This is a genomic window from Mesorhizobium sp. PL10 (genome assembly GCF_053714315.1).
The window spans coordinates 397,437-418,214 of sequence record NZ_JBSKBR010000003.1; the positions used below are offsets into that span (position 1 = coordinate 397,437).

The 20,778-nt window shown below is 62.6% G+C and carries 23 protein-coding genes; 16 read left to right on the forward strand and 7 right to left on the reverse strand.

Annotated features, from left to right (window positions below):
• Positions 1-79: 79 nt before the first annotated feature.
• Positions 80-778 (forward strand): corrinoid protein, encoded by a 699-nt coding sequence (locus ACWGTO_RS08125; protein WP_013531175.1) that lies wholly within the window; start codon positions 80-82, stop codon positions 776-778.
• 89 nt (positions 779-867) lie between these two features.
• Here the strand turns inward: ACWGTO_RS08125 and ACWGTO_RS08130 are convergent, their stop codons facing one another.
• On the reverse strand, positions 868-1,008 hold the full coding sequence (locus ACWGTO_RS08130) for an EncA/B family entericidin (protein ID WP_454574340.1): 141 nt from the start codon (positions 1,006-1,008) through the stop codon (positions 868-870).
• 65 nt (positions 1,009-1,073) lie between these two features.
• Here ACWGTO_RS08130 and ACWGTO_RS08135 point away from each other — a divergent pair, with 65 nt between their 5' ends.
• The 12 genes from ACWGTO_RS08135 (at position 1,074) to ACWGTO_RS08190 (ending at position 11,026) form a co-directional block, all read left to right on the forward strand.
• Complete coding sequence (locus tag ACWGTO_RS08135; RefSeq protein WP_454574341.1) at positions 1,074-1,703, forward strand: DUF1638 domain-containing protein; 630 nt, start codon at positions 1,074-1,076, stop codon at positions 1,701-1,703.
• Between the two features lie 114 nt (positions 1,704-1,817).
• The gene (locus ACWGTO_RS08140) at positions 1,818-2,393 is read left to right on the forward strand and encodes a DUF4893 domain-containing protein (protein WP_454574342.1); all 576 of its coding nucleotides are present in this window, start codon (positions 1,818-1,820) and stop codon (positions 2,391-2,393) included.
• 107 nt (positions 2,394-2,500) lie between these two features.
• A complete protein-coding gene (locus ACWGTO_RS08145) occupies positions 2,501-3,283 on the forward strand; it encodes a formyl transferase (RefSeq protein WP_454574343.1) in 783 nt (260 codons plus the stop codon).
• A 55-nt stretch (positions 3,284-3,338) separates the two neighbouring features.
• The gene (locus tag ACWGTO_RS08150) at positions 3,339-3,605 is read left to right on the forward strand and encodes a type II toxin-antitoxin system TacA family antitoxin (RefSeq protein WP_454574344.1); all 267 of its coding nucleotides are present in this window, start codon (positions 3,339-3,341) and stop codon (positions 3,603-3,605) included.
• On the forward strand, positions 3,530-4,117 hold the full coding sequence (locus ACWGTO_RS08155) for a GNAT family N-acetyltransferase (RefSeq protein WP_454574345.1): 588 nt from the start codon (positions 3,530-3,532) through the stop codon (positions 4,115-4,117). The genes ACWGTO_RS08150 and ACWGTO_RS08155 overlap by 76 nt, the downstream gene beginning before the upstream one ends.
• Positions 4,118-4,315: 198 nt before the next feature.
• Positions 4,316-4,618 (forward strand): virulence factor, encoded by a 303-nt coding sequence (locus ACWGTO_RS08160; protein ID WP_454574346.1) that lies wholly within the window; start codon positions 4,316-4,318, stop codon positions 4,616-4,618.
• A complete protein-coding gene (locus tag ACWGTO_RS08165; protein WP_454574347.1) occupies positions 4,611-5,234 on the forward strand; it encodes a methylenetetrahydrofolate reductase C-terminal domain-containing protein in 624 nt (207 codons plus the stop codon). The genes ACWGTO_RS08160 and ACWGTO_RS08165 overlap by 8 nt, the downstream gene beginning before the upstream one ends.
• Positions 5,231-6,322, forward strand: coding sequence for a methylenetetrahydrofolate reductase (locus tag ACWGTO_RS08170; protein ID WP_454574348.1), 1,092 nt, complete (start codon positions 5,231-5,233; stop codon positions 6,320-6,322). Before ACWGTO_RS08165 ends, ACWGTO_RS08170 begins: the two co-directional genes overlap by 4 nt.
• Before the next feature lie 77 nt (positions 6,323-6,399).
• A complete protein-coding gene (locus ACWGTO_RS08175) occupies positions 6,400-7,374 on the forward strand; it encodes a methyltetrahydrofolate cobalamin methyltransferase (protein ID WP_454574349.1) in 975 nt (324 codons plus the stop codon).
• Complete coding sequence (locus tag ACWGTO_RS08180; protein WP_454574350.1) at positions 7,325-9,454, forward strand: ASKHA domain-containing protein; 2,130 nt, start codon at positions 7,325-7,327, stop codon at positions 9,452-9,454. The genes ACWGTO_RS08175 and ACWGTO_RS08180 overlap by 50 nt, the downstream gene beginning before the upstream one ends.
• Before the next feature lie 186 nt (positions 9,455-9,640).
• Complete coding sequence (locus ACWGTO_RS08185; protein WP_454574351.1) at positions 9,641-9,808, forward strand: hypothetical protein; 168 nt, start codon at positions 9,641-9,643, stop codon at positions 9,806-9,808.
• Positions 9,809-10,060: 252 nt separating this feature from the next.
• Positions 10,061-11,026, forward strand: a complete 966-nt coding sequence (locus ACWGTO_RS08190) for an alpha/beta hydrolase (RefSeq protein WP_454574352.1) — start codon at positions 10,061-10,063, stop codon at positions 11,024-11,026.
• A 60-nt stretch (positions 11,027-11,086) separates the two neighbouring features.
• Here ACWGTO_RS08190 and ACWGTO_RS08195 read toward each other — a convergent pair whose 3' ends face one another.
• Positions 11,087-11,986 (reverse strand): LysR substrate-binding domain-containing protein, encoded by a 900-nt coding sequence (locus ACWGTO_RS08195; RefSeq protein ID WP_454574353.1) that lies wholly within the window; start codon positions 11,984-11,986, stop codon positions 11,087-11,089.
• Between the two features lie 203 nt (positions 11,987-12,189).
• Here ACWGTO_RS08195 and ACWGTO_RS08200 point away from each other — a divergent pair, with 203 nt between their 5' ends.
• From ACWGTO_RS08200 to ACWGTO_RS08210, 3 genes are all read left to right on the forward strand, one after another.
• Positions 12,190-12,375: a hypothetical protein gene (locus ACWGTO_RS08200; protein WP_454574354.1), complete on the forward strand. Its 186-nt coding sequence runs from the start codon at positions 12,190-12,192 to the stop codon at positions 12,373-12,375.
• Between the two features lie 364 nt (positions 12,376-12,739).
• Positions 12,740-12,874, forward strand: a complete 135-nt coding sequence (locus tag ACWGTO_RS08205; protein WP_023681787.1) for a hypothetical protein — start codon at positions 12,740-12,742, stop codon at positions 12,872-12,874.
• A gap of 350 nt (positions 12,875-13,224) precedes the next feature.
• Entirely contained in the window at positions 13,225-14,163 is a 939-nt protein-coding gene (locus tag ACWGTO_RS08210; protein ID WP_454574385.1) for a GlxA family transcriptional regulator, read from the forward strand.
• A 5-nt stretch (positions 14,164-14,168) separates the two neighbouring features.
• Here the strand turns inward: ACWGTO_RS08210 and ACWGTO_RS08215 are convergent, their stop codons facing one another.
• The 5 genes from ACWGTO_RS08215 to ACWGTO_RS08235 form a co-directional block, all read right to left on the reverse strand.
• Positions 14,169-15,011 (reverse strand): DUF1194 domain-containing protein, encoded by an 843-nt coding sequence (locus ACWGTO_RS08215; RefSeq protein WP_454574355.1) that lies wholly within the window; start codon positions 15,009-15,011, stop codon positions 14,169-14,171.
• 94 nt (positions 15,012-15,105) lie between these two features.
• Complete coding sequence (locus tag ACWGTO_RS08220; protein WP_454574356.1) at positions 15,106-15,930, reverse strand: M50 family metallopeptidase; 825 nt, start codon at positions 15,928-15,930, stop codon at positions 15,106-15,108.
• A gap of 131 nt (positions 15,931-16,061) precedes the next feature.
• Positions 16,062-18,623 (reverse strand): GcvT family protein, encoded by a 2,562-nt coding sequence (locus ACWGTO_RS08225; protein WP_454574357.1) that lies wholly within the window; start codon positions 18,621-18,623, stop codon positions 16,062-16,064.
• Between the two features lie 154 nt (positions 18,624-18,777).
• A complete protein-coding gene (locus tag ACWGTO_RS08230) occupies positions 18,778-19,533 on the reverse strand; it encodes an FkbM family methyltransferase (protein WP_454574358.1) in 756 nt (251 codons plus the stop codon).
• Positions 19,530-20,765 carry a hypothetical protein gene (locus tag ACWGTO_RS08235; RefSeq protein WP_454574359.1) on the reverse strand — a complete coding sequence of 412 codons (1,236 nt, stop codon included), beginning with the start codon at positions 20,763-20,765 and terminating at the stop codon, positions 19,530-19,532. The genes ACWGTO_RS08230 and ACWGTO_RS08235 overlap by 4 nt, the downstream gene beginning before the upstream one ends.
• Positions 20,766-20,778: the final 13 nt, after the last annotated feature.

Below are 20,778 nucleotides of genomic sequence, written 5' to 3' on the forward strand. Positions count from 1 at the left end.
GCCCCCGCCGGGTTAGGTATTGACGCGATAAATTTGAGCCGCCGCGATCTCATCCCGCGCGGCAAGGAGCCTGAGAAAAATGTCCGACGACGAGATCATCCTCTCCGAGCTTTCCGACGACGAGTTGGTGCAGCAGATGCACGACGATCTCTATGACGGGCTGAAGGAAGAGATCGAGGAAGGCACCAACATCCTGCTCGAGCGCGGCTGGGCGCCCTACAAGGTGCTGACCGAAGCGCTGGTCGAAGGCATGCGCATCGTCGGCGAGGACTTTCGCGATGGCATCCTGTTCGTTCCCGAAGTGCTGCTGTCGGCCAACGCGATGAAAGCCGGCATGTTCATCCTGCGTCCGCTGCTCGCCGCCACCGGCGCGCCCAAGCAGGGCAAGATGGTCATCGGCACCGTCAAGGGCGACATTCACGACATCGGCAAGAACCTCGTCGGCATGATGATGGAAGGTGCTGGCTTCGACGTCATCGACCTCGGCATCAACAATGCGGTGGAGAAATATCTCGACGCCATCGAACAGCACCAGCCCGACATCATCGGCATGTCGGCGCTTCTGACCACGACCATGCCCTACATGAAGGTCGTCATCGACACGATGAAGGAAAAGGGCATCCGCGACGACTATGTCGTGCTGGTCGGCGGCGCGCCGCTCAACGAGGAATTCGGCAAGGCCGTCGGCGCCGACGCCTATTGCCGCGACGCGGCGGTGGCGGTCGAGACCGCCAAGGACTTCATGAAGCGCAAGCATAACGTGCGCGCTTCAGCCTGATCTTTTCAGCAAGGCGTCTGGCCAACAATCGAAAGCCGCGCCTTGCAGCGCGGCTTTTTTGTTCCCAGCTATTGGAACGGATAGCGGCGTCAGGGTTTGGTCACGGTGTCGTCGATGGCTTTCGCGGTCGATTTGATATCCCGGCCCACGCCGCGGACGGTGTTGGCACAGGCCGTAAGAGCCAGTACGCAAGCAAGGATTGCGATCGGCGCAACGCGTAACAGTTTCATGGACGGTTTATCCCTCTCTCGATAGATTCGCCCCACAGCAACGAAGGCCGTTTCGACCGAGTTCCATGGCCAGGAAACAAAAAACGAAACCGAATCAAGACGACAGGCTGCTGGTCATCGCCTGCGGAATGATTGCGCGCGAAGTTTTGGCCGTCAAGGAGCAGCTCAAGCTCGACCATCTCGACCTGACCTGCCTGCCGGCGGAGTTCCATTTCTACCCCGACCGCATTGCGCCGGCGATGGACAAGGCGATCGAGAAGGCCAAGGCGGACGGCTACCAGAACATCTTCGTCGGCTATGCCGATTGCGGCACTGGCGGCCTGCTCGACCAGGTGCTGGAGAAGCACGGTGTCGAGCGCATGGCCGGCCCCCACTGCTTTGCCTTCTACCAGGGCATGGATGCCTATGCGAAGGTCGCCGACGACGACATGATGTCGTTCTATATGACCGATTTCCTGTGCCGCCAGTTCGATGCCTTCTTCATGAAGCCGCTTGGCCTCGACAAGCATCCGGAGCTGATCAAGGACTATTTCGGCAACTACGAGAAACTGATCTACATCGCCCAGACCGACGATCCCGAACTCGACAGGGTCGCCGAGAAGGCCGCCAAGCTGCTCGGTCTCGTCTATGAGCGCCGCGCCACCGGCTATGGCGACCTGACGGTCGGGCTGGCGCGGGCCGCCGCCCACGCCTGAAGCAATTCTTGAGCCGCGACGCCCTCGAGAGCAGATGACAGGCCGCCCTGAATGGGTAAGTTGTGCGCCACAAGCAACAGCCTGATTCAGCCATCCGAACACGGAAACGTCCCGATGACCCCTCGCCTCCTGCTCGCCGCCCTTGGCCTCCTCTGCCTCGTCCTGCCCGCTCACGCCGACGGCGAAGTGCAAAAGATCATCACGCCGGCCGACAAGGTGCGCCTCGACAAATATGGCGAGACCCGCAAGGCGGCCCTGGCCGAGGCAAAAGCCGGAGAACCCGCAGAGGTCAGTCAACTCGACGCACTGTTGGCAAAGCCGCTGGTGGCCTTCTCCGACAAGGACCTGACCGGCAACTGGCAATGCCGCACCATCAAGGTCGGCGGCATCAGCCCGCTGGTCATCTATGGCTGGTTCAAATGCAAGGTGAGCGACGACGGCTCCGGCTGGCGGCTGGAAAAGATCAGCGGCTCTCAGCGCACAACTGGCCGCTTCTTCGATGATAGCGAGAAACGCGCGATCTATCTCGGCTCCGGCTATGTCAATGACAACAAGCCAAAACCCTATGGCAGCGGCCCTGAAAGCGACCAGGTCGGCTATGCCTTCCGCAACAGCGCCACTGAATGGCGCATCGAATTCCCGGCACCCTACTACGAATCGCATCTCGACATCATGGAATTGAAGCGCTGAGCTGTTGGTCTCTCACAAGCGCGGTCATCAAGATTTAACCCCGCCCGGCACAGAATTGCGCCGGGCTGCGCGGTGAAAATGGATGCGCGCCGGCAGGAAGGCGCACCATGGCTTCAGCTGACAAAGAAAGTGCTGCAATCGTCGTCGTCACCGAAGGCGGGCCGCACATCTGGGCCATTGTCAACGCCGTCGCCGACCAGCTCGGCCCTGTCAGCGTCATCCTCGAAAGCCCTGAATCCAAAAAGCAATTGCTGCTCGGCCGCGCCCGCCGCCAAGGCTGGATTTCCGCCATCGGCCAGCTCGGCACGATGGTGCTGACCAGGCTCGGCAAGCGCTTTTTCGCCAGCCATGCCGAGCGGCTGATTGCCGAACAGAAATTGCGGACCGAGCCAAAGCCGGGACAAAAGATCATCCACGTCTCCTCTGCCAACGCAGCCGATTGCCTGCAGGCGATCGCCGACATCCGCCCGGGTGTGGTGCTGCTCGCCGGCTGCCGGCTGCTGTCGAGGCAGACGCTGGCGCAAATGCCTTGCCCGGTGCTCAACTACCACGCCGGCATCGCGCCGAAATATCGGGGCATGAATGGCGGCTACTGGGCGCTGGCTTCCGGTGATCCCGAAAATTTCGGCACCACCGTGCATCTGGTCGATGCCGGCGTCGACACCGGCGGCGCACTGAAACAGGCGCGCGGCAGGCCCGAGCCCGGCGACACAATTTCAAGCTATGCGCTGCGTCAGGCGGCGTTCTCGCGCGACATCTGCGTCGAGGCGGTCCGCGATACACTGGCCGGCAAGCTGACGACGATCAAGCCGGACCTGCCATCGAGACAGTGGTACCACCCGACCATCTGGTTCTACCTCTGGACCGGCCTCACCAGGCGCGTGTGGTAGGCATTGTCCCCAACGCATTCTGTATGCTATTGTCCTACAGAAAGCGAGATAGCAGATGACCAATATGGCCCCTCTAAGCGTCCGGGTTACCCCAGACGAGCGCGATATCCTTGAAGCCGCCGCCAGTCAGGCAAACACCAATCTCAGCGACTTCATTCGCCGCAAGGCTGTTGAAGCCGCCGAAATGGAGGTGCTGGACAGTCGTATCGTGACTATACCGGCAGCCGATTGGGAAAAGTTCGAGGAATGGGCGAAGTCTCCTCCCAGGAGCTTGCCTGGATTGCGAAAACTGGCAGCGTCAAAGCCAGTATGGCAGGACTGACGCCGCCCCGGCCGCTTGCGGCCGATGATGACAGGGACGGCTTCGACTGCGGCCGCGAGTCACTCAACAGCTGGTTTCGCCGTCATGCCTGGCGCAATCAGCAGGACGGAATTTCGCGAACCAGCGTCATTTTCGATTCGGCCAGCGGCATGGTTGCCGCCTATGTTTCCTTGAGCGCCGGCCAGATCGAACGTGCCTATCTGCCAAAATCCGCGCAGCGCAACCGCCCGGACGCCATCCCGACGATTCTACTCGGCCAGCTCGCCGTGGATCGAAGGTATCAAGCTCGCGGCTGTGGGCGCTCACTTCTCCTCTTCGCACTCAGGACGGCGGTTCGATTGTCGGCGGATATCGGCTGCTTCGGTGTCCTGACACACCCACTTGATGAGAGCGTGCGAGCGTTCTATCGCGGCTTCGATTTCGTCGAAACTCCCTTCGATCCCAAGCGAAGCATGATCGTGCGCATCGCCGACCTCAAAGCAAGTGGTTTCGGAGACGCGCGGCAAGCCTGAACGGACCACCTCGGTCAGCTGCCGGCACGGCCTTCTTCGCGCGCTCACTCCCAGCGTCGTTTTTGAATGCGCGCGCGTCGTCCCATAACAAGCAGCCTCATGGCGCATGCGGCAATGCTCGACACTGCTGAATAAAGCGGTAGAGCGTCCTGTGTGCGTCCAACTGGACGCACGGCGTTCTACGGGAGTGAGAGTTTCATGGCCGATCTGATCGTCGTCTACTGGCGCGACATCCCTGCCCAGGTGATCGTCAAGAAGGGCCGGCAGAACGCCAAGCGCGAACTGCCGCTGCGCTTCACCGAGGCGATCGACATGTGCGCCATGCGCACAGGCGCCGGCGGCACCGACGACTACCTCGCCGAATGGCGCAAGGCCGAACCGGTTCCGGTCGGCGACGATCTCGACGCCGAGGTCGAGAAGGCGTTTCAGGAGCTCGATGCGAAATACGACCGCGAGCGGCTGGTCGCTCTGGTCAAGGCGGGTGGGAAAGAAAATGTCTGAAACTGTTCCTGGCAAAGACGGCCAAAGGGAAATCCAGACGGTTACCCAGGCCACTCTGGTCAAGAAGGCAGCGCCGAAATCCGACTACAAGCCGGCCGACGTGTCGCCGCAGCGGCGCGTGCAGCGCTCGTTTGCCGTCAGGCTGTGGTCGATCCGCCATTCGCGCCTCCTCGAATGGTTCTACTCTCGGTTCGCCGACATGTTCCTGCTTCTCCATCCTTTGTGGAAAGGCCTTGGCTACGGACGCGTCGAGGCGCCGATCAAGTTCGTTGAAAAGCGCGTCAAAGGCTTCATGTTCGACTGCCGCATGTGCGGCCAGTGCATCCTGTCCTCGACCGGCATGTCCTGCCCGATGAATTGCCCCAAGCAGCTGCGCAACGGCCCTTGCGGCGGCGTGCGCGCCAACGGCAATTGCGAGGTCGAGCCCGATATGCCCTGCGTCTGGGTCAAGGCCTGGGAAGGCTCGCAGAACATGGAGCATGGCGACAAGATCCTGACCGTGCAGAAGCCGGTCGACCAGTCGCTGCGCGAAACATCGGCGTGGCTACGGGTGACGGCGCAGTCCGCGGCAGCCCGCGAGGCCGCGGCCAATGCCAAGACCGGAGCTGCCGCATGATCGGCCGCCAGCGCGACGAGAACCCGGCCGGCATCCATCTGCCGCTCGATCCCCTGCCCGGCCACTCCTCACGCGGCCGACTGGAGCGCGTGCTGCGACGCGGCGAATTCGCTGTCACCACCGAGCTCAACCCGCCCGACAGCGCCGATCCGGAAGACGTCTATAACCGGGCCAAGATCTTCGACGGCTGGGTCGATGCCATCAACGCGGTCGATGCGTCGGGCGCCAACTGCCACATGTCGTCGGTCGGCATCTGCGCGCTTTTGACCCGCATGGGCTATGCCCCGATCATGCAGATCGCCTGCCGCGACAGGAACCGCATCGCCATCCAGGGCGACGTGCTGGGCGGGGCTGCGATGGGCGTGGCCAACATGCTGTGCCTCACCGGCGACGGCGTGCAGGCCGGCGACCAGCCCGGCGCCAAGCCGGTGTTCGATCTCGATTCCATGTCGCTGCTCGAAACCTGCCGCATCATGCGCGACAACGGCAAGTTCCTGTCCGGCCGCAAGCTGACGACACCGCCGCAGATTTTCCTCGGCGCCGCCGTCAATCCCTTCGCGCCGCCCTTCGACTTCCGTCCGATTCACCTCGGCAAGAAGATCGCCGCCGGCGCGCAGTTCGTGCAGACGCAGTACTGCTTCGACGTGCCGATGTTCAAAACCTTCATGCAGAAGGCGCGCGATCTCGGCCACACCGAAAAGGTCTTCATCCTGTGCGGCGTCGGCCCGCTGGCCTCGGCCAAGACGGCCAAGTGGATCCGCTCCAACGTGCCGGGCATCCATATCCCGGACGCGATCATCAAGCGGCTGGAAGGCGCGCAGGACCAGAAGAAGGAAGGCAAGCAGCTCTGCACCGACATCATCAATGAGGTGAAGGAAATCCCAGGCGTCTCCGGCATCCATGTGATGGCCTACCGCCAGGAGGAATATGTCGCCGAGATCGTCGATGAATCGGGCGTGCTGAAAGGCCGCCAGCCGTGGAAACGTGAGATCCGCCACGACGACCAGATGGTCGCCGACCGGCTCGACCGCATATTGCATGACGAGATTACCGAAACACAGGTGGACATGGTAAAGACCGCGCACTAAGCCCGGCCGAGCACCAGACCCTGGAACGAAACCAGACACGATATAAAGAAGCACTTTATATCAGGCGGAGAGACTTCATGACCCGTACCATCGTCGCCTCGGCGACACGAGAGATCATCATCGGCTTCGACCAGCCCTTTTGCGTCATCGGCGAGCGCATCAACCCGACCGGCCGCAAGAAGCTGGCCGCCGAGATGATTGCCGGCAATTTCGAGACCGTCATCAAGGACGCGCTGGAACAGGCCGCCTGCGGTGCCACCATGCTCGACGTCAATGCCGGCGTCACCTCGGTCAATCCGAACGAAACTGAACCGGGCCTCCTCGTGCAAACGCTCGAGATCGTCCAGGGGCTGGTCGATTTGCCGCTGTCGATCGATAGCTCCGTTACTGCCGCCATCGAGGCAGCCCTCAAGGTCGCCAAGGGCCGCCCATTGGTCAACTCCGTCACCGGCGAGGAAGAAAAACTCGAAGCCATCCTGCCGCTGGTCAAGAAATACAATGTGCCGGTCGTCGCCATCTCCAATGACGAGACGGGCATTTCGATGGATCCGGATGTACGCTTCGCCGTCGCCAAGAAGATCGTCGAGCGCTGCGCCGATTTCGGCATTCCGGCGCATGACGTCGTCGTCGACCCGCTGGTGATGCCGATCGGCGCGCTGGGCGATGCCGGCCGCCAGGTGTTTGCGCTGCTGCGTCGCCTGCGCGAAGAACTCAAGGTCAACACCACCTGCGGCCTCTCCAACATCTCGTTTGGCCTGCCGCACCGCCACGGCATCAACGCGGCCTTCATCCCGATGGTGATCGGCGCCGGCATGACCTCGGCAATCATGAACCCGGTGCGGCCGCAGGAAATGGAAGCCGTGCGCGGCGCCAATGTGCTCAACGGCACCGACGAGAACTGCACCAACTGGATCAGGACCTACAAGGACTACAAGCCGGCCGAAGGTGGCCAGGCGGCTGCCGCGCCCGTGGCGGTCAACGCTCCGGGCGAAGCTGGCGGCAATGGTGGCCGCCGGCGCGGCGGCCGTGAAGCCCGCATGGCCAGGGGATAAGCGCGCAATCGTGAATTCGCCTGCCAACATCACCGATCCGCTCGTGCTGTTCATGCCGTCGGGCAAGCGCGGGCGGTTTCCGGTCGGCACGCCGGTGCTCGATGCCGCGCGCCAGCTTGGCGTCTATGTCGAAAGCGTCTGCGGTGGCCGCGCCACCTGCGGACGCTGCCAGATCGAGGTGCAGGAAGGCAATTTCGCCAAGCACAAGATCGTCTCGTCCAACGACCACATCTCGCCCAAGGGCGCCAAGGAAGAGCGCTACGAGCGCGTGCGCGGCCTGCCCGAACGCCGCCGTCTCTCCTGCTCGGCGCAGATCCTCGGCGACCTCGTCATTGACGTGCCGCAGGACACCGTCATCAATGCGCAGACCATCCGCAAGGATGCCGACACCAGGGTCATCGCCCGCGATGCGGCGATCCGCATGTGCTATGTCGAGATCGAAGAGCCCGACATGCACAAGCCGCTCGGCGATCTCGACCGCCTGAAGATCGCCTTGATGAAGGATTGGGGCTTCAAAAACCTCGAATTCGATTTCTACCTGATGCCGCAGGTGCAAGGCATTCTGCGGAAGGGCAACTGGACCGCGACCGCCGCCATCCACAAGGATGCCGAGAGCGACATCGCCCGCGTCATCGCGCTGTGGCCCGGCCTCAAGAACGAGGCCTATGGGCTGGCCTGCGACATTGGCTCGACCACGATTGCCATGCATCTTGTGTCGCTGTTGTCAGGCCGCGTCGCTGCTTCCTCGGGCACGTCGAACCCGCAGATTCGCTTCGGCGAGGATCTGATGAGCCGCGTCTCCTATGTGATGATGAACCCGGACGGCCGCGAAGGCATGACGGTCGCGGTGCGCGAGGCGATCTCCGGCCTCGTCGACAAGGTCTGTGCCGAAGGCAATGTCCAGCGCAACGATATCCTGGACAGCGTCTTTGTCGGCAATCCGATCATGCACCATCTGTTCCTCGGCATCGATCCGACCGAGCTCGGCGGCGCTCCCTTCGCGCTCGCCGTGTCGGGTGCCGTGCGCATAAAGGCTAGCGACATCGGCCTGAAGCTCAACCAGGGCGCCCGCCTTTACATGCTGCCTTGCATCGCCGGCCATGTCGGCGCTGACGCCGCGGCCGTGACTTTGTCGGAAGGCCCGCACCGCCAGGACGAGATGATGCTGATCGTCGACGTCGGTACCAATGCCGAGATCGTGCTCGGCAACCGCACGCGCGTTGTCGCGGCGTCCTCGCCCACTGGTCCGGCCTTTGAGGGCGCTGAAATCTCCGGCGGCCAGCGCGCCGCCCCCGGCGCCATCGAGCGCGTGCGCATTGATCCCGACACGCTGGAACCAAAATACCGCGTCATCGGTTCCGAACTTTGGTCCGATGAACCAGGCTTCCTCGACAGCGTGCAGGCGACCGGCGTCACCGGCATTTGCGGCTCCGGCATCATCGAGATCGTCGCCGAAATGTACCTCGCCGGCATCATCTCCGAGGACGGCGTTGTCGATGGCTCCCTTGCCGCCCGCTCGCCACGCGTCACCGCCAACGGCCGCACCTTCTCCTATGTGCTGAAGGAAGGCGAGCCCAAGATCACCATCACCCAGACCGACGTGCGCGCCATCCAGCTCGCCAAGGCAGCACTCTATGCCGGCACCAAGCTTTTGATGGAAAAGCAGAACACCGAGCACGTCGACCGTATCCATTTCGCCGGCGCCTTCGGCTCCTTCATCGATCCGAAATACGCCATGGTGCTTGGCCTGATCCCGGATTGCGACCTCGACAAGGTGTCAGCCGTCGGCAACGCTGCCGGCGCCGGCGCCCGCATGGCGCTGCTCAATCGCGGCTATCGCCGCGAGATCGAGGACACGGTCAGCCATATCGAGAAGATCGAAACCGCGCTTGAGCCGAAATTCCAGGAGCATTTCGTCTACGCCATGGCGCTGCCGAACAAGGTCGATCCGTTCCCGAAATTGTCGGCGGCGGTGAAATTGCCGCCGCGCAAGACGGTAAGCGAGGATGGCGTCGCGGGCGACGCTGCCCCACGCCGGCGTTCGCGCGAAGGCCACGCGGCCAGGCGCAGTCGGGAATAGGCCGGCCGCCAAGGCTGGCGAATTCTTATAATTTCATTTGTATGCAAATGTTTCCAGATCGCCCCGATCTGGAAACCGAAGCGCTGTTTTCGCGCAATCCACCCGATACAGACGTGAAGCATTTAACGGACACCGAAGGGCGGGCCGGACTATTGCGCCGTCACAACGCTTCAAAGGAGAACAACGATGTTCGAGACCCTCGGCCGTTTTCGCGCGGCCATCAAGCATGCGCAGTCCGTGCGTGCCATGAACAGCCTGCCGCCCGAAGTGCAGAAGGACATCGGCTGGCCCGTGTCGCCGCGCATCGACGCTCAGGCCAATCTGACGCGCCTGATCCTGGGCTCGGGACGCTGATGACATTCGCCGACAAGTTCAAATTGCTGGCCAAACGCTGGGACCGCCGTGTGGTCCCGGCGACCACCGACATCAAGCTGCGCGCTGCGCTGCTGCCCCGGCGCTGATACCGTTTGCGGGAAAACCGCGAACTCGGTTGATCAAACAACCGTGTAGCGTTGGGCCAAATTCTTGACATTTCGGCTGGAGGTACGATCTTCGGGGTAGTGGGGAAATTCTCTTAGTCGGCTGCGGCCGAGCCTGTGTATTCGAATGCCCAGTTTCAAAAGCCATCTCGTTTCCTTCATCCTTCGGCATAGCCGCAAGAAGGCATTTGCCAGTCCGGAAAACCTGCAGCGTTGGATCGCCTATGCGCGCAAGACCGAGGACCATCATCCGCCGGCATTGCTGCGTGAGCGTCTCCATATCACCGAGCGCAGCGTCGATGGCTTCCCCGTCTACGAGATCGCGCCGAAGGCCGGCGAGCGCAGGCGCATCCTCTACATGCATGGCGGCGCCTATGTCTTCCAGATCACCTCCTACCATTGGGGGCTGATCGCCGAGATGGCGGAACGGTTGGGTTTCGGCATCACAGTGCCGATCTACCCCATCGCGCCCGAACACGATTTCCACGCCATGTTCGGCATGGTCGGCGACGTCTACCGTCAGATGCTGGATGAGACGAATGCCGAAGATATCGTTTTCATGGGCGATTCCGCCGGCGGCAACATGGCCGTGGTGCTGACCATGATGGCGGCCGAGGAAGGCCTGCCCCTGCCGTCGCGCCATGTGCTGATCTCGCCCGGGCTCGACATGTCGCTCGCCAATCCCGAGGTCTTCGAGGCCGAGCGCAACGATCCGTGGCTGGGCATTCCGGGCGGCCTGGAAGCGATCCGGATGTACAGCGCCGGCATCGATAGCCGCGACTGGCACATCAGCCCGCTCTACGGCGATCTCTCCGTGCTGCCGAAGACGCTGTTGCTCGCCGGCTCGCGCGACCTGCTCAGCCCCGACAATCTGATCTTTGCCGAGAAGGCGCGTGCCGCCGGCGTCGATATCGACGTGGTCTACGAGGAAGGCATGTTCCACGTCTGGCCGCTGATCGAGATGCCGGAGACGCGCCGCGCCAGGGACAGCATCGTCACTTTCCTTGCCGGCGACCCAGCGAAGCAGCGCGCCAACGCGCGGCGCAGGACGCGAACCGCCTTTACGGCGCGCCCCGCGGAAGCGGCGGAATAAGCAACTCCAGGAAAAGTGTGTAGCGCTTTCCCTTGCGCAGTTGCGTCCGACAAAGAACGATCAGAACTTCCCGGTTTCGCGAAACAGTTCGAAGGTCGCGCGGATATGGTCGGCGACCGCCTTCACCGGGGCGCTGGCGTCGGGCGCCACAACCATCGCCAGATTGTAGGTGCCGATGTCGGGCATGCCGTCCTTCGGGCAAAGCTCGACCATGTCGTTGCCGAGAAACGACTTCGGCAGCGGCGCAACCGCGAGATCCGACATGATGGCGGCGCGCTGGCCGGCGGTGTGGGCACTCATATAGGCGATGCGGTAGTTGCGACCCTCGCGACCGAGAGCTTCGAGCGCGCCGGCCCGCCAGGCGCAGCCTTCTTCCCACAGCGACACCGGCAATGGCTCGCGCAGATGCGCGCAGCCGCCCTTGGCGCCGGCCCAGACGATCGGCTCGGTGAGCAGCACCTCGGCGCCGAGTGCGCTCGTCTTGTAGGAGTTGGTCAACAGCGTGATGTCGAGCGCCCTATCGTCCATGCGCCGGCGCAGATTGCTGCTCTGGTCGATGGTGACGTCGACGGCGATCGACGGATGCGACTGCGCGAAGCGCTTCAAGACATGCGGCAGCACGCGCTCGCCATAGTCGTCCGGCGAGCCGAGCCGCACCACGCCGACGATCTCGGGGATGATGAACTTCGACACCACCTCGCGGTTGATCGACAACAGCCGGCGGGCATAGCCAAGCAGCATCTCGCCATCGGTGGTCAGCGTCACCGAGCGCGCATCGCGCGCAAAGACGGAACGGCCGAGAATGTCCTCGAGCTTCTTGATCTGCATCGAGACCGCCGAAGGCGTGCGGAAAACCGCATTGGCCGCGGTGGTGAAACTGCCGGTCTCAGCAATGGCCACGAAGGTGCGCAAGACATCGAGATCGAGCAGTGGCAACGGATGATTGAGTGGGGCGTTCATCGGGATCGACCTTCAATTTTTCTGATGTAAAGCATCATTCCATTTCGTTTGATTGAACATCAGATTGGGAGGATAGTCAACTCCATCGAGGGCAGGACGTGTCATCGCCTCGAAACATCCTGACACGAAACTGCAATCGGTTCGGAATATCCCGGCGACGAAACGCGTTCATGCGGGACGTGCCACAACCAAAGGAGAATGAAATGTCTATCCTGTCATCCATCGGTCGGTTTGCGACCGAGTTCAGCGCGGCCCGCGCCCGCTTCCAGACCGAACGTGCGATCCGCTCGCTGCCGATCGAACTGCAGAAGGATATCGGCTGGCCTGAAGCTGCCGACACCAAGACCGGTGCACGCCACGGCGTCGGATCCTGGGCTGGAGCAAAGTAAACCATTGTGTACCATGTGCTGAAGGCCTGCCGCGCGCACCAGCCCGGCAGGCCTTCTCTATTTTAGCACCAGCCCTTGCTGAAAATTATTTGCACTCAAATGACTTTTAGAGCCATGCGGCCATTGCATGCCGCTTATGTGCAAGTTGCATAGCGCTTGAGCGCCGCGGTTAAAATGTTGTAAGTAAACATAAATTCTGAGCATCATGCACAAAAATGTCGCAATCGATGTCGCTTTTCTGATCTAGCGCTTCGCATTTGCGATTTAGTTTTCCCTCACGCAAGCCTATATGAGCCCCAGCAAACGAGCTGCCCCACTCCATCAAGCGAAGGCGACCCGTCTGAGCAACCGATAGGAGATGATGATGAAGCTTTTTGCCCGCCTCTTTGCCCGCCGCGAAATGAACCTGACGACCGCTCTCGAGCGCCAGCGCCTTGCCAACACCATGCCCGGCCAGACCGGCGCCATGAATGCGGTGCGCCTCGGCTTCGTCGCCTGAGATAACGGCTGCCGCGCAGCGCTTCCCTGCCGCTGCCAACAGCGGATAACAGCGCCGCTTCGGTTTGACCGAGGCGGCGTTTTTCGTTCCGAAGCCGATGTTGCCGGATAGCGATGCTCAATCCGGCGGCAGCCCGTGCCTATCGTCCCGGACCATTGCCCATTTGCGACCCATGTCGCAAATTTAGTTGCCGCTTGGCCTTCTAGCCGATTGACAGGAATGGTTTTTCCTGATGTCGCTATGCTGTTCGCGACATCCTGTTCGCGCCATGGCTGCGTGAGGTTCCCTTGAACGCCGTAAAGCATCCGGTCAAACGATCGTTTGTATTCTTCCTCGTCCCCGACTTCACCATGATCGCCTTTGCGACGGCGCTCGACCCGCTGCGCTCGGCCAACCGCATGCTTGGCTATGAGGCCTATCGCTGGCGCCTCGCCAGCATTGACGGCAAGCCGGTGCGCGCCTCCAACGGCGTCGAATGTGCCGTCGACACCTCGCTCGAGGAAGAGCGCAAGAAAATGGCAGGGCCGGATCGGCCGAATATGGCCATCGTCTGCAGCGGCATGAATGTCGAGCGGTACCAGAACAGGTCGGCCTTCGCCTGGCTGCGCGAGGAGTACAACAGAGGCGTCGCCGTCGGCGGCCTGTGCACCGGCGCGCATATCCTTGCCGCCGCCGGCCTGCTCTCCAACAAGCGCTGCGCCATCCATTGGGAAAACCTGCCGGGCTTCTCCGAAGCCTTCCCGAAAGCCAACGTTTTTGCCGACCTCTTCGAAATCGACCAGAACATCTACACCTGTGCCGGTGGCACCGCCGCGCTCGACATGATGCTGAAGCTGATCGGCGACGATTTCGACGACAATCTGGTCAACCGCGTGTGCGAGCAGGTGCTGACCGACCGCGTGCGCAGCCCGACCGATCGCCAGCGCCTGCCGCTGCGCGCGCGCCTCGGCGTCCAGAATTCCAAGGTGCTGACCATCATCGAGCTGATGGAAGGCAACCTCTCCGAGCCGCTGTCGCTGATCGAGATCGCCGACCATGTCGACCTGTCGCGCCGTCAGATCGAGCGCCTGTTCCGCACCGAGATGGGGCGCTCCCCTGCCCGCTACTATCTCGAGATCCGCCTCGACCGCGCCCGGCATCTGCTAATTCAGTCGTCAATGCCGGTGGTCGAGGTTGCCGTAGCCTGCGGCTTCGTCTCGGCGTCGCATTTCTCCAAATGCTACCGCGAACTCTACGCCCGCTCGCCGCAGCAGGAGCGCGTCGACCGCAAGCAGCTTTTGGCCGCCTGAGTCCCTTAGTGGGCGTCGAACATCCAGCTCCGGTCGCGCCACATTTTTTCGCCGACCTGGCAGTCGGAGGGGCGGTCCTGCGCCAGCACCACCGGTGGATGCACGGCCTCTTCGCTCGCCCATTGCGAAGTGGGACCGGCCAGTTCCAGCACGAGCTTGCGGCGGATCGCTTCGGGAAACTGCGTCCAGTCATTGACCGGGATCATGAAGGCGCCGGGGCCGCCGATGACGCAGTCGCTGTAGTAGCGGTCGAGATTGTTGACGTCAAAGCCGCCAAACCCGTTGCCGCGCGTCATCAGCGGCAGGCCATTGATGATGATGCCTTGCTTGACCACCGCGTCGCGGGCGATGTCTACGGGCGCGCCCTGGTTGTTGGGGCCGTCGCCGGAAATATCGATGACGCGCTTTGTCCCCTGGAAGCCGCTCTCCGCAAAAAGATCGCTGCCGAACTCCAGCGCGCCTGAAATCGAGGTTCGCCGGGCGCTCGCCGGCGGATGGGCGGAAAGCTGCGCTGCCACCCGCTCGGCATCGGCGCGGTTGGCGATCACCGTCCACGGCACGACGACCACCTGCGTGGTTGCTCCCGCCCATTCGACATAGGTGACGGCGACTTTGCCATAGGCGCCGTCGGCGATGGCCTGCAGCACATTGCCGTGCGTCAGTGCCGCCGCATAGCCGTGACGCTGGATTTCAAGTTCGCCCGGCGACATGGACAGCGACACGTCGACCGCCAGCACCAGTTCGACATCGACCGGCTCGGTTGCCTCAACCGGCGGCGTCAGCCAGAGCCCCAGCGCCAGCGCGGCACTGCCTGAAAGGAAATGTCTTGCGCGCGGAAATGCAGACATGCCCCAGGGTAAGCGAGAATCGGCTGCTGACAAAGGGAAAAGCCGGAACTGCGGGCTCTGCGTCTAATCTCGGAACAGCAGCCGCGGTTCGGCCTTATTTGTTGACAGGCCACCCACATTTGCCGCGCCATTCCACGTCGTCAGCCCCTGCCTTTGCCGCTTCCGGGCTCGCACGGGTCTTCGTTCTGCCGGCGCCACGCAACGCTCTCCAGTTCGGCCTGAAGGATGGCGGGAGCCACAACAGGATACCCACCGCGGCAGCCGGCAGGATCACGGCAAAACGCAACACAGAGAGCACGACACCGCAGAACCCGACGATACGCGCCGCCCGCCCCTCGCCAAAACGGCGCGCAAGCAAATGCCGGGCGATCATTCCGCCATCGAGAGGGTATGCCGGCAGGATGTTGAGAATGGCCAGAGCCCCATTCAAGAGGGCGCCGACCCACAGCGTCCATGACAGATAGGTGATCGGCATTGGTGGCGGCGCACTGAACAGGCTGCCCGCCTCTATGGCCGCCGGAGGCCTGTCGAGAAGATAGTAGGAGGCAGCGAAAAAGACCGCCAGCAGGATGTTGGCCAGGGGTCCGGCAAATGCAATCCACGCCCATCCATACGATGAGGTTGCGCCACGCTTGAAGTAGGCAACCCCGCCAAACAGATAGAGCTCTATCCTGTCGGTGCCGATACCTTGCCGCCGAGCGGCCCACGCGTGCGCCAGTTCATGCAGGAGCACCGATACGAAGAACAGCGCGGCAAAGATCGATGTGTGGATCAGCGCGTTTTTGGGGCGCGTCGACCACTCGTGCACGAAGGGGAGGATAATCGGGATGGCAAAGGTCCAGCTGACGCGAACGGGGATGTCCCCCTTAAGGTTGAACACCAGCGCATCGTTCTTCCTGTCCCAGCCAAACCGCCGCAAGTGCTTCACTCCGCCTCGTGCAACGGTAGGCGGAAATCACCTGTTTAAAAAGAGAAAAGCCCGGCAAAGCCGGGCTTTCGTTCACTTGCTTCCACCACGCAACACCAGCCACGCTGCCGGGGAACTGGCGGTTAACTCCTCGGCTTCAAATTCTCCGGATCGTAGAGCGGCTTGTAGCCGACGGCCGCGACCTCGACCGGATAGGTCTCGCCGAAATATTCGATGGCGAGCTTGCGGCCTTCCTGAGCTTGGGCCCAGGGCAGATAGGCGAGGCCGATGTTCTTGCCGATGGTCGGGCCATAGGCCATCGACGTCGTGAAGGACCGGCGGCCGAGTTCGTCGACCAGCGTCTCGCCCGTGTTCGGGTCCATCACCGGCATCGTGCCGACGGGATAGCGGGCAACACCCTTCGAATCGACGTTCTCTTTCATCACCAGCGTGCACAGGATCGCCGGCTGATGCTCGCGGGCGCGGTACTCGACATGTTTCGCCTTGCCGCAGAAATCATTCTCCTTGACCTTCGGACGCGCGAGATCGGCTTCCAGCAGATTGTATTCGGTCAGGAGGTCGGCGTTCTGCAGACGCAGGCTCTTTTCCATGCGGCGCGTGTTGGCATAAGTCTCGACGCCGAACGGCATCACGCCGGTCGAACGCAGCGCATCCCAGACGGCGAGACCGTCTTCGTAGCGCATATGCAGCTCCCAACCCTGTTCACCGACATAGGAGATGCGGAAGGCGGTGACATCCTTGCCGCCGATCCTGACCGGCTTGATCGCCGCGAACGGGAAGTTCTCGGGCGACAGGCCGTCCGGATTCTCGACCACCTTCTGCAGCGTCGCCCGTGCGTTCGGACCCCAGATGCCGATGGTGACATATTTTTCCGTCACGTCGGTGATGGTGACGTCAAAGCCTTTGTCTTGCGCGGTACGCTGCATGTAGCGGAAATCGCGCGGGCCGGCATCGGCGCCATCGATCAGACGGCAGCGATCGGCCATGCGGATCACCGTGAAGTCGGCGCGCACCATGCCTTCCTCGTCGAGGAAGTGGGTATAGATGCCCTTGCCGATGTTATTGTCGCCGCCGACCTTGGCCGCGCAGAGCCATTCCAGCAGCGCGACATGGTCGGGTCCCTCAATGTCATACATGGAGAAATGCGACAGGTTGACGATGCCGCAATCCTCGCTCATCGCCAGGTGCTCGGCATTGGACACCCGCCAGAAATGGCGGTTGTCCCACTCGTTCTCACGCACGGGAACCCGGTTGCCATACTTCTCCAGCAGATGCTCGTTGGCGGCGTAACCATGCGCGCGCTCCCAGCCGCCGAGCTCCATGAAGTAGCCGCCGAGTTCCTTCTCGCGCTCCCAGAACGGCGAGCGCCTGATGTTGCGGCCTTTTGAAAACGGCTCGCGCGGATGCACTGCCGGATTGTAGACCTTCATCGCCGTTTCGGTGCAGCGATCCCAGATGAACTGCTCCTTCGTCTGGTGCGGATAGAAGCGCGCATAGTCGATGGCGTGGTGGTCGATTTCCGTGCGGCCGTCGGTCATCCAGTCGGCGGTCAGCTTGCCCATGCCGGGGCCGTCCTTGACCCAGATGGCGACGGCGTACCAGAGACCCCTCACCTTCTGGCTCTCGCCCATGGAAGGGCCACCATCGGCGGTAACCTGTAAGAGGCCGTTGAAGGAATGGCTTTCGTTATAGCCGAGTTCACCCAGGATCGGCGTCAGCTCCATGGCGCGTTCGAGCGGCCCGATGATCTGCTCCATGTCGAGGTCGCGCTGCGACGGCGACAGCCGCGCCTGGTCTTTTTCCAGCAGGTCGCGCGGATGGCAGAGCCGCGGATTGGTCTCTTCGTAGTAGCCCCATTCGATTTGGCCGCCCTCAGCGGTCTTGGGATCGCCGGTGTCGCGCATATAGGCCGAATTGCCCTGGTCGCGCAGCAGCGGCCAGCCGATCTCCTTCCCGGTGCCGGCAAACTCGGTGTAGGGGCCGAAGAAGGTCAGCGGATGGTCGATCGGCATCACCGGCAGGTCCTCGCCGACCATTTCGGCGATCAATCGGCCCCATATGCCGGCGCAGACAATGACGTAGTCGGCCATGATCGTGCCGCGGTCGGTGACGACACCCTTGATGCGGCCCTCTTCGACGATGAGGGATTTGGCCGGCGTGTTGGCGAAGGATTTGAGCTTGCCCGACGCTTCCGCCTGGTCGACCAGCTTGCCGGCGACCGTCTGCGAACGCGGAATGACCAGGCCGGCATCCGGATCCCACAGACCGCCCTGCACCATCGATTCTTCGATGAGCGGGAATTTTTCCTTGATCTCGGCCGGCTCGATCAGGCGGGCGCGGGTGCCGAAGGATTTGGCCGAGGCGATCTTGCGCTTGATCTCGTCCATGCGGCTGTCTTCGCCGACGCGGGCGACCTCAAGCCCGCCGATGCGGGCGTAGTGGCCCATCTTCTCGTAGAAATCGATGGAGTAGAGCGTCGTCCAGCAGGACAGGAAGTCATGGCTGGTCGTGTAGCAGAAGTCCGAGGCGTGCGCCGTCGAGCCGATGTCGGTCGGGATGCCCGACTTGTCGATGCCGACAATGTCGGTCCAGCCGCGTTCGATCAGATGATGGGCGATCGATGCGCCGACAATGCCGCCCAGGCCGACGATGACGACCTTCGCCTGTTTCGGAAACTCTGCCATTGACCGCTGCTCCAAAGGAATACGCAGGCGCGCCGGCGCCCGTTCGAATGGCGCACAATATGCAGAGGACGACGACCGAGCTACCGCCTGTTTGCGACACGCCACAAGTACGGCGCGACGGCGGACGCAAGCTCGCCGTCAAAGCCTTTTGTCGTCAGGCGAAAGCCCAGATATCCTCGGCCTGGAAACCGACCTGGTAGCCTGCGGTCTTCAGCTTGACCACGACATGGCCGATTTCCGTTGCCGGCAGCGCGCCGACCTCGACCTTGATCATGCCGGGGCGGTAGCGCTTGAGGTCGAGCTGTTCGAAGACGATCCAGTCAGCGCCCTCGCAATCGACCAGAAAGGCGTCGATGTGCGTGACGCCGTTGCGATCGAGCAGCGTCTGCAGGGTTTCCGACGGCACCTCGATATCCCTGAGGTGCGGCGCAAACTTGTTGAAATTGGCGTCATCCTCGCCCCAGGCATTCTTGCCCGACATCAGATTGGTGTCGGTTACCGACGAGCAGCCGATGAACTCGATCGGCAGCGTGCCGGCCTCGAGTGCTGCGGCATCGAAGGTGTGGACGGTGATCGTCCCCTTGGTCTTCGTCACTGCCACCGGCTCGATGACGAAGCGTTCCGTGTCGGGATAGTTGGCGCGCAGCCGCTTCTGATTGTAAGGAATCGGCTCGACCAGCACGGCCCGGGCGCGCGGAATGCGATGCAACCAAGGTGTGACGTCGTCGAACAGCGCGCCGTCGCAGGCGCCGACATTGACCATCTGGAACGGTTGCCCGCCACTGAGGCGCGCCTTCAGCGCCGCCTTGGCCAGGAATTTTGTGCCGCGCAACGCCGGTCCGCGATCGAGCAGACCGGCGGGCAGACCGAGTGAAAGGGCAATGCGCGCCAGGCCGGATACAGAACTCAAGGCTTATCTCCTGGTATGACCTGCAAGGCGATGGGCCGCCTTCCAGTCAAGCTTGCCGATGCCCACAGCGCCATGATCGGCCCCACCAGCAGCAGGAACGGCGGCAGAAGGTTGGGGAAGTAGATGCGGGTATCGTGGATCGGGAAGACGGTGAATTTCGCCAGCACGCCGAGCACAAGTGCGGCAAGCAGGATGCCGGCGCGGCGTTCGAGCCGAAAGCCCGCGCGGCTGAGCGCAAACCAGCCGGCCAGCGCGAGCACGCAGACGCCAACCCAGCTGTTGACGCTGATGGCGCGAATGAAGGAGGCGGCGAACGCCTTGAGATAGGCGCCAACCGAGAACGGCGGCTCGAACCCGTCCATATTGTAGTGCTGCTCGATGCTGGAGAACCACAGATGCGGCCACCAGCCGGGATGCTGCGCCCAGTGCGAGATGGCGAAATAGGCGATAAAGGAAGCGGCAAAGCCGGCCAGCGCGCCCCATGCCCGCTGCCGGAACACCAGCAGCAGCACGGCGAAGATGGCCAGGAAAACAATGTTGTCCGGCCGCGCCATGAAGGCGAGGAAGAGCAGGACGGCCGTTGCCGCTTCGCGGCCGCGCACATAGGCAAGCAACCCGCTGAGGAACAGCGCCGAGCACAACAGATCCGGCGTCGAGGCGCGTGCCGCATCGCCGAAATCGCCCATGATCAGCACCGCGCCAACCAGGGGCGCCAGCGCTAGCGCGCCTTCGGTTCTGAGCCACAGCAGCACGATCATCCCGAACAGCAGCACCGAGGCGACTTGCAGTACCCGCATCGCCTCGACCGGCGACATCACCGCGCTCAGCGTCGACAACATTTCGGCGTAGAGGAACTTGATCCGGTACATGCCGAGCAGCGAATGGAAGTCGGCGGCATTCTGCGCCATGTGGCTGCGAAAGCCGCCGCCATCGTCGGTCAGCGCCTTGTAGTCGGCGGCCGACACGCCGGCCTGGACCGTGCTGTAGGCATAGTCATGCAGCGCCTGTGCATCCGGGTAAGCGCCCTCCTCGGCAATGGCCAGATAGGGCAGCATGTCCCAGTTTGCGTTGGGCATCGTCCAGGCGGTGAACGCCGTGAGCAGGATGTAGAGCGAAAACGCCGCCGCCCCGATCGGTGCTGCCCATCGCGCATAAGTCCCCTCGCCCCACGCCAAGACGGCCGAGGTCAGCCGGTCGAGTGCGTTTTGCGGGGCGGGAGATTTGCTCAGCATCGTCAGGACTTCG

Bases quoted from the DNA above. Each gene is read 5' to 3' on its own strand.
- ACWGTO_RS08160 (WP_454574346.1), top strand. From the start codon at position 4,316: ATGGCCGATCTGATCGTCGTCTACTGGCGCGACATCCCTGCCCAGGTG.
- ACWGTO_RS08185 (WP_454574351.1), top strand. From the start codon at position 9,641: ATGTTCGAGACCCTCGGCCGTTTTCGCGCGGCCATCAAGCATGCGCAG.
- ACWGTO_RS08145 (WP_454574343.1), top strand. From the start codon at position 2,501: ATGGCTTCAGCTGACAAAGAAAGTGCTGCAATCGTCGTCGTCACCGAA.
- ACWGTO_RS08150 (WP_454574344.1), top strand. From the start codon at position 3,339: ATGACCAATATGGCCCCTCTAAGCGTCCGGGTTACCCCAGACGAGCGC.
- ACWGTO_RS08215 (WP_454574355.1), bottom strand. From the start codon at position 15,011: ATGTCTGCATTTCCGCGCGCAAGACATTTCCTTTCAGGCAGTGCCGCG.
- ACWGTO_RS08190 (WP_454574352.1), top strand. From the start codon at position 10,061: ATGCCCAGTTTCAAAAGCCATCTCGTTTCCTTCATCCTTCGGCATAGC.
- ACWGTO_RS08140 (WP_454574342.1), top strand. From the start codon at position 1,818: ATGACCCCTCGCCTCCTGCTCGCCGCCCTTGGCCTCCTCTGCCTCGTC.
- ACWGTO_RS08195 (WP_454574353.1), bottom strand. From the start codon at position 11,986: ATGAACGCCCCACTCAATCATCCGTTGCCACTGCTCGATCTCGATGTC.
- ACWGTO_RS08170 (WP_454574348.1), top strand. From the start codon at position 5,231: ATGATCGGCCGCCAGCGCGACGAGAACCCGGCCGGCATCCATCTGCCG.
- ACWGTO_RS08175 (WP_454574349.1), top strand. From the start codon at position 6,400: ATGACCCGTACCATCGTCGCCTCGGCGACACGAGAGATCATCATCGGC.
- ACWGTO_RS08200 (WP_454574354.1), top strand. From the start codon at position 12,190: ATGTCTATCCTGTCATCCATCGGTCGGTTTGCGACCGAGTTCAGCGCG.
- ACWGTO_RS08235 (WP_454574359.1), bottom strand. From the start codon at position 20,765: ATGCTGAGCAAATCTCCCGCCCCGCAAAACGCACTCGACCGGCTGACC.
- ACWGTO_RS08225 (WP_454574357.1), bottom strand. From the start codon at position 18,623: ATGGCAGAGTTTCCGAAACAGGCGAAGGTCGTCATCGTCGGCCTGGGC.
- ACWGTO_RS08210 (WP_454574385.1), top strand. From the start codon at position 13,225: ATGATCGCCTTTGCGACGGCGCTCGACCCGCTGCGCTCGGCCAACCGC.
- ACWGTO_RS08165 (WP_454574347.1), top strand. From the start codon at position 4,611: ATGTCTGAAACTGTTCCTGGCAAAGACGGCCAAAGGGAAATCCAGACG.
- ACWGTO_RS08130 (WP_454574340.1), bottom strand. From the start codon at position 1,008: ATGAAACTGTTACGCGTTGCGCCGATCGCAATCCTTGCTTGCGTACTG.
- ACWGTO_RS08125 (WP_013531175.1), top strand. From the start codon at position 80: ATGTCCGACGACGAGATCATCCTCTCCGAGCTTTCCGACGACGAGTTG.
- ACWGTO_RS08135 (WP_454574341.1), top strand. From the start codon at position 1,074: ATGGCCAGGAAACAAAAAACGAAACCGAATCAAGACGACAGGCTGCTG.
- ACWGTO_RS08180 (WP_454574350.1), top strand. From the start codon at position 7,325: ATGGTGGCCGCCGGCGCGGCGGCCGTGAAGCCCGCATGGCCAGGGGAT.
- ACWGTO_RS08155 (WP_454574345.1), top strand. From the start codon at position 3,530: ATGGGCGAAGTCTCCTCCCAGGAGCTTGCCTGGATTGCGAAAACTGGC.
- ACWGTO_RS08205 (WP_023681787.1), top strand. From the start codon at position 12,740: ATGAAGCTTTTTGCCCGCCTCTTTGCCCGCCGCGAAATGAACCTGACG.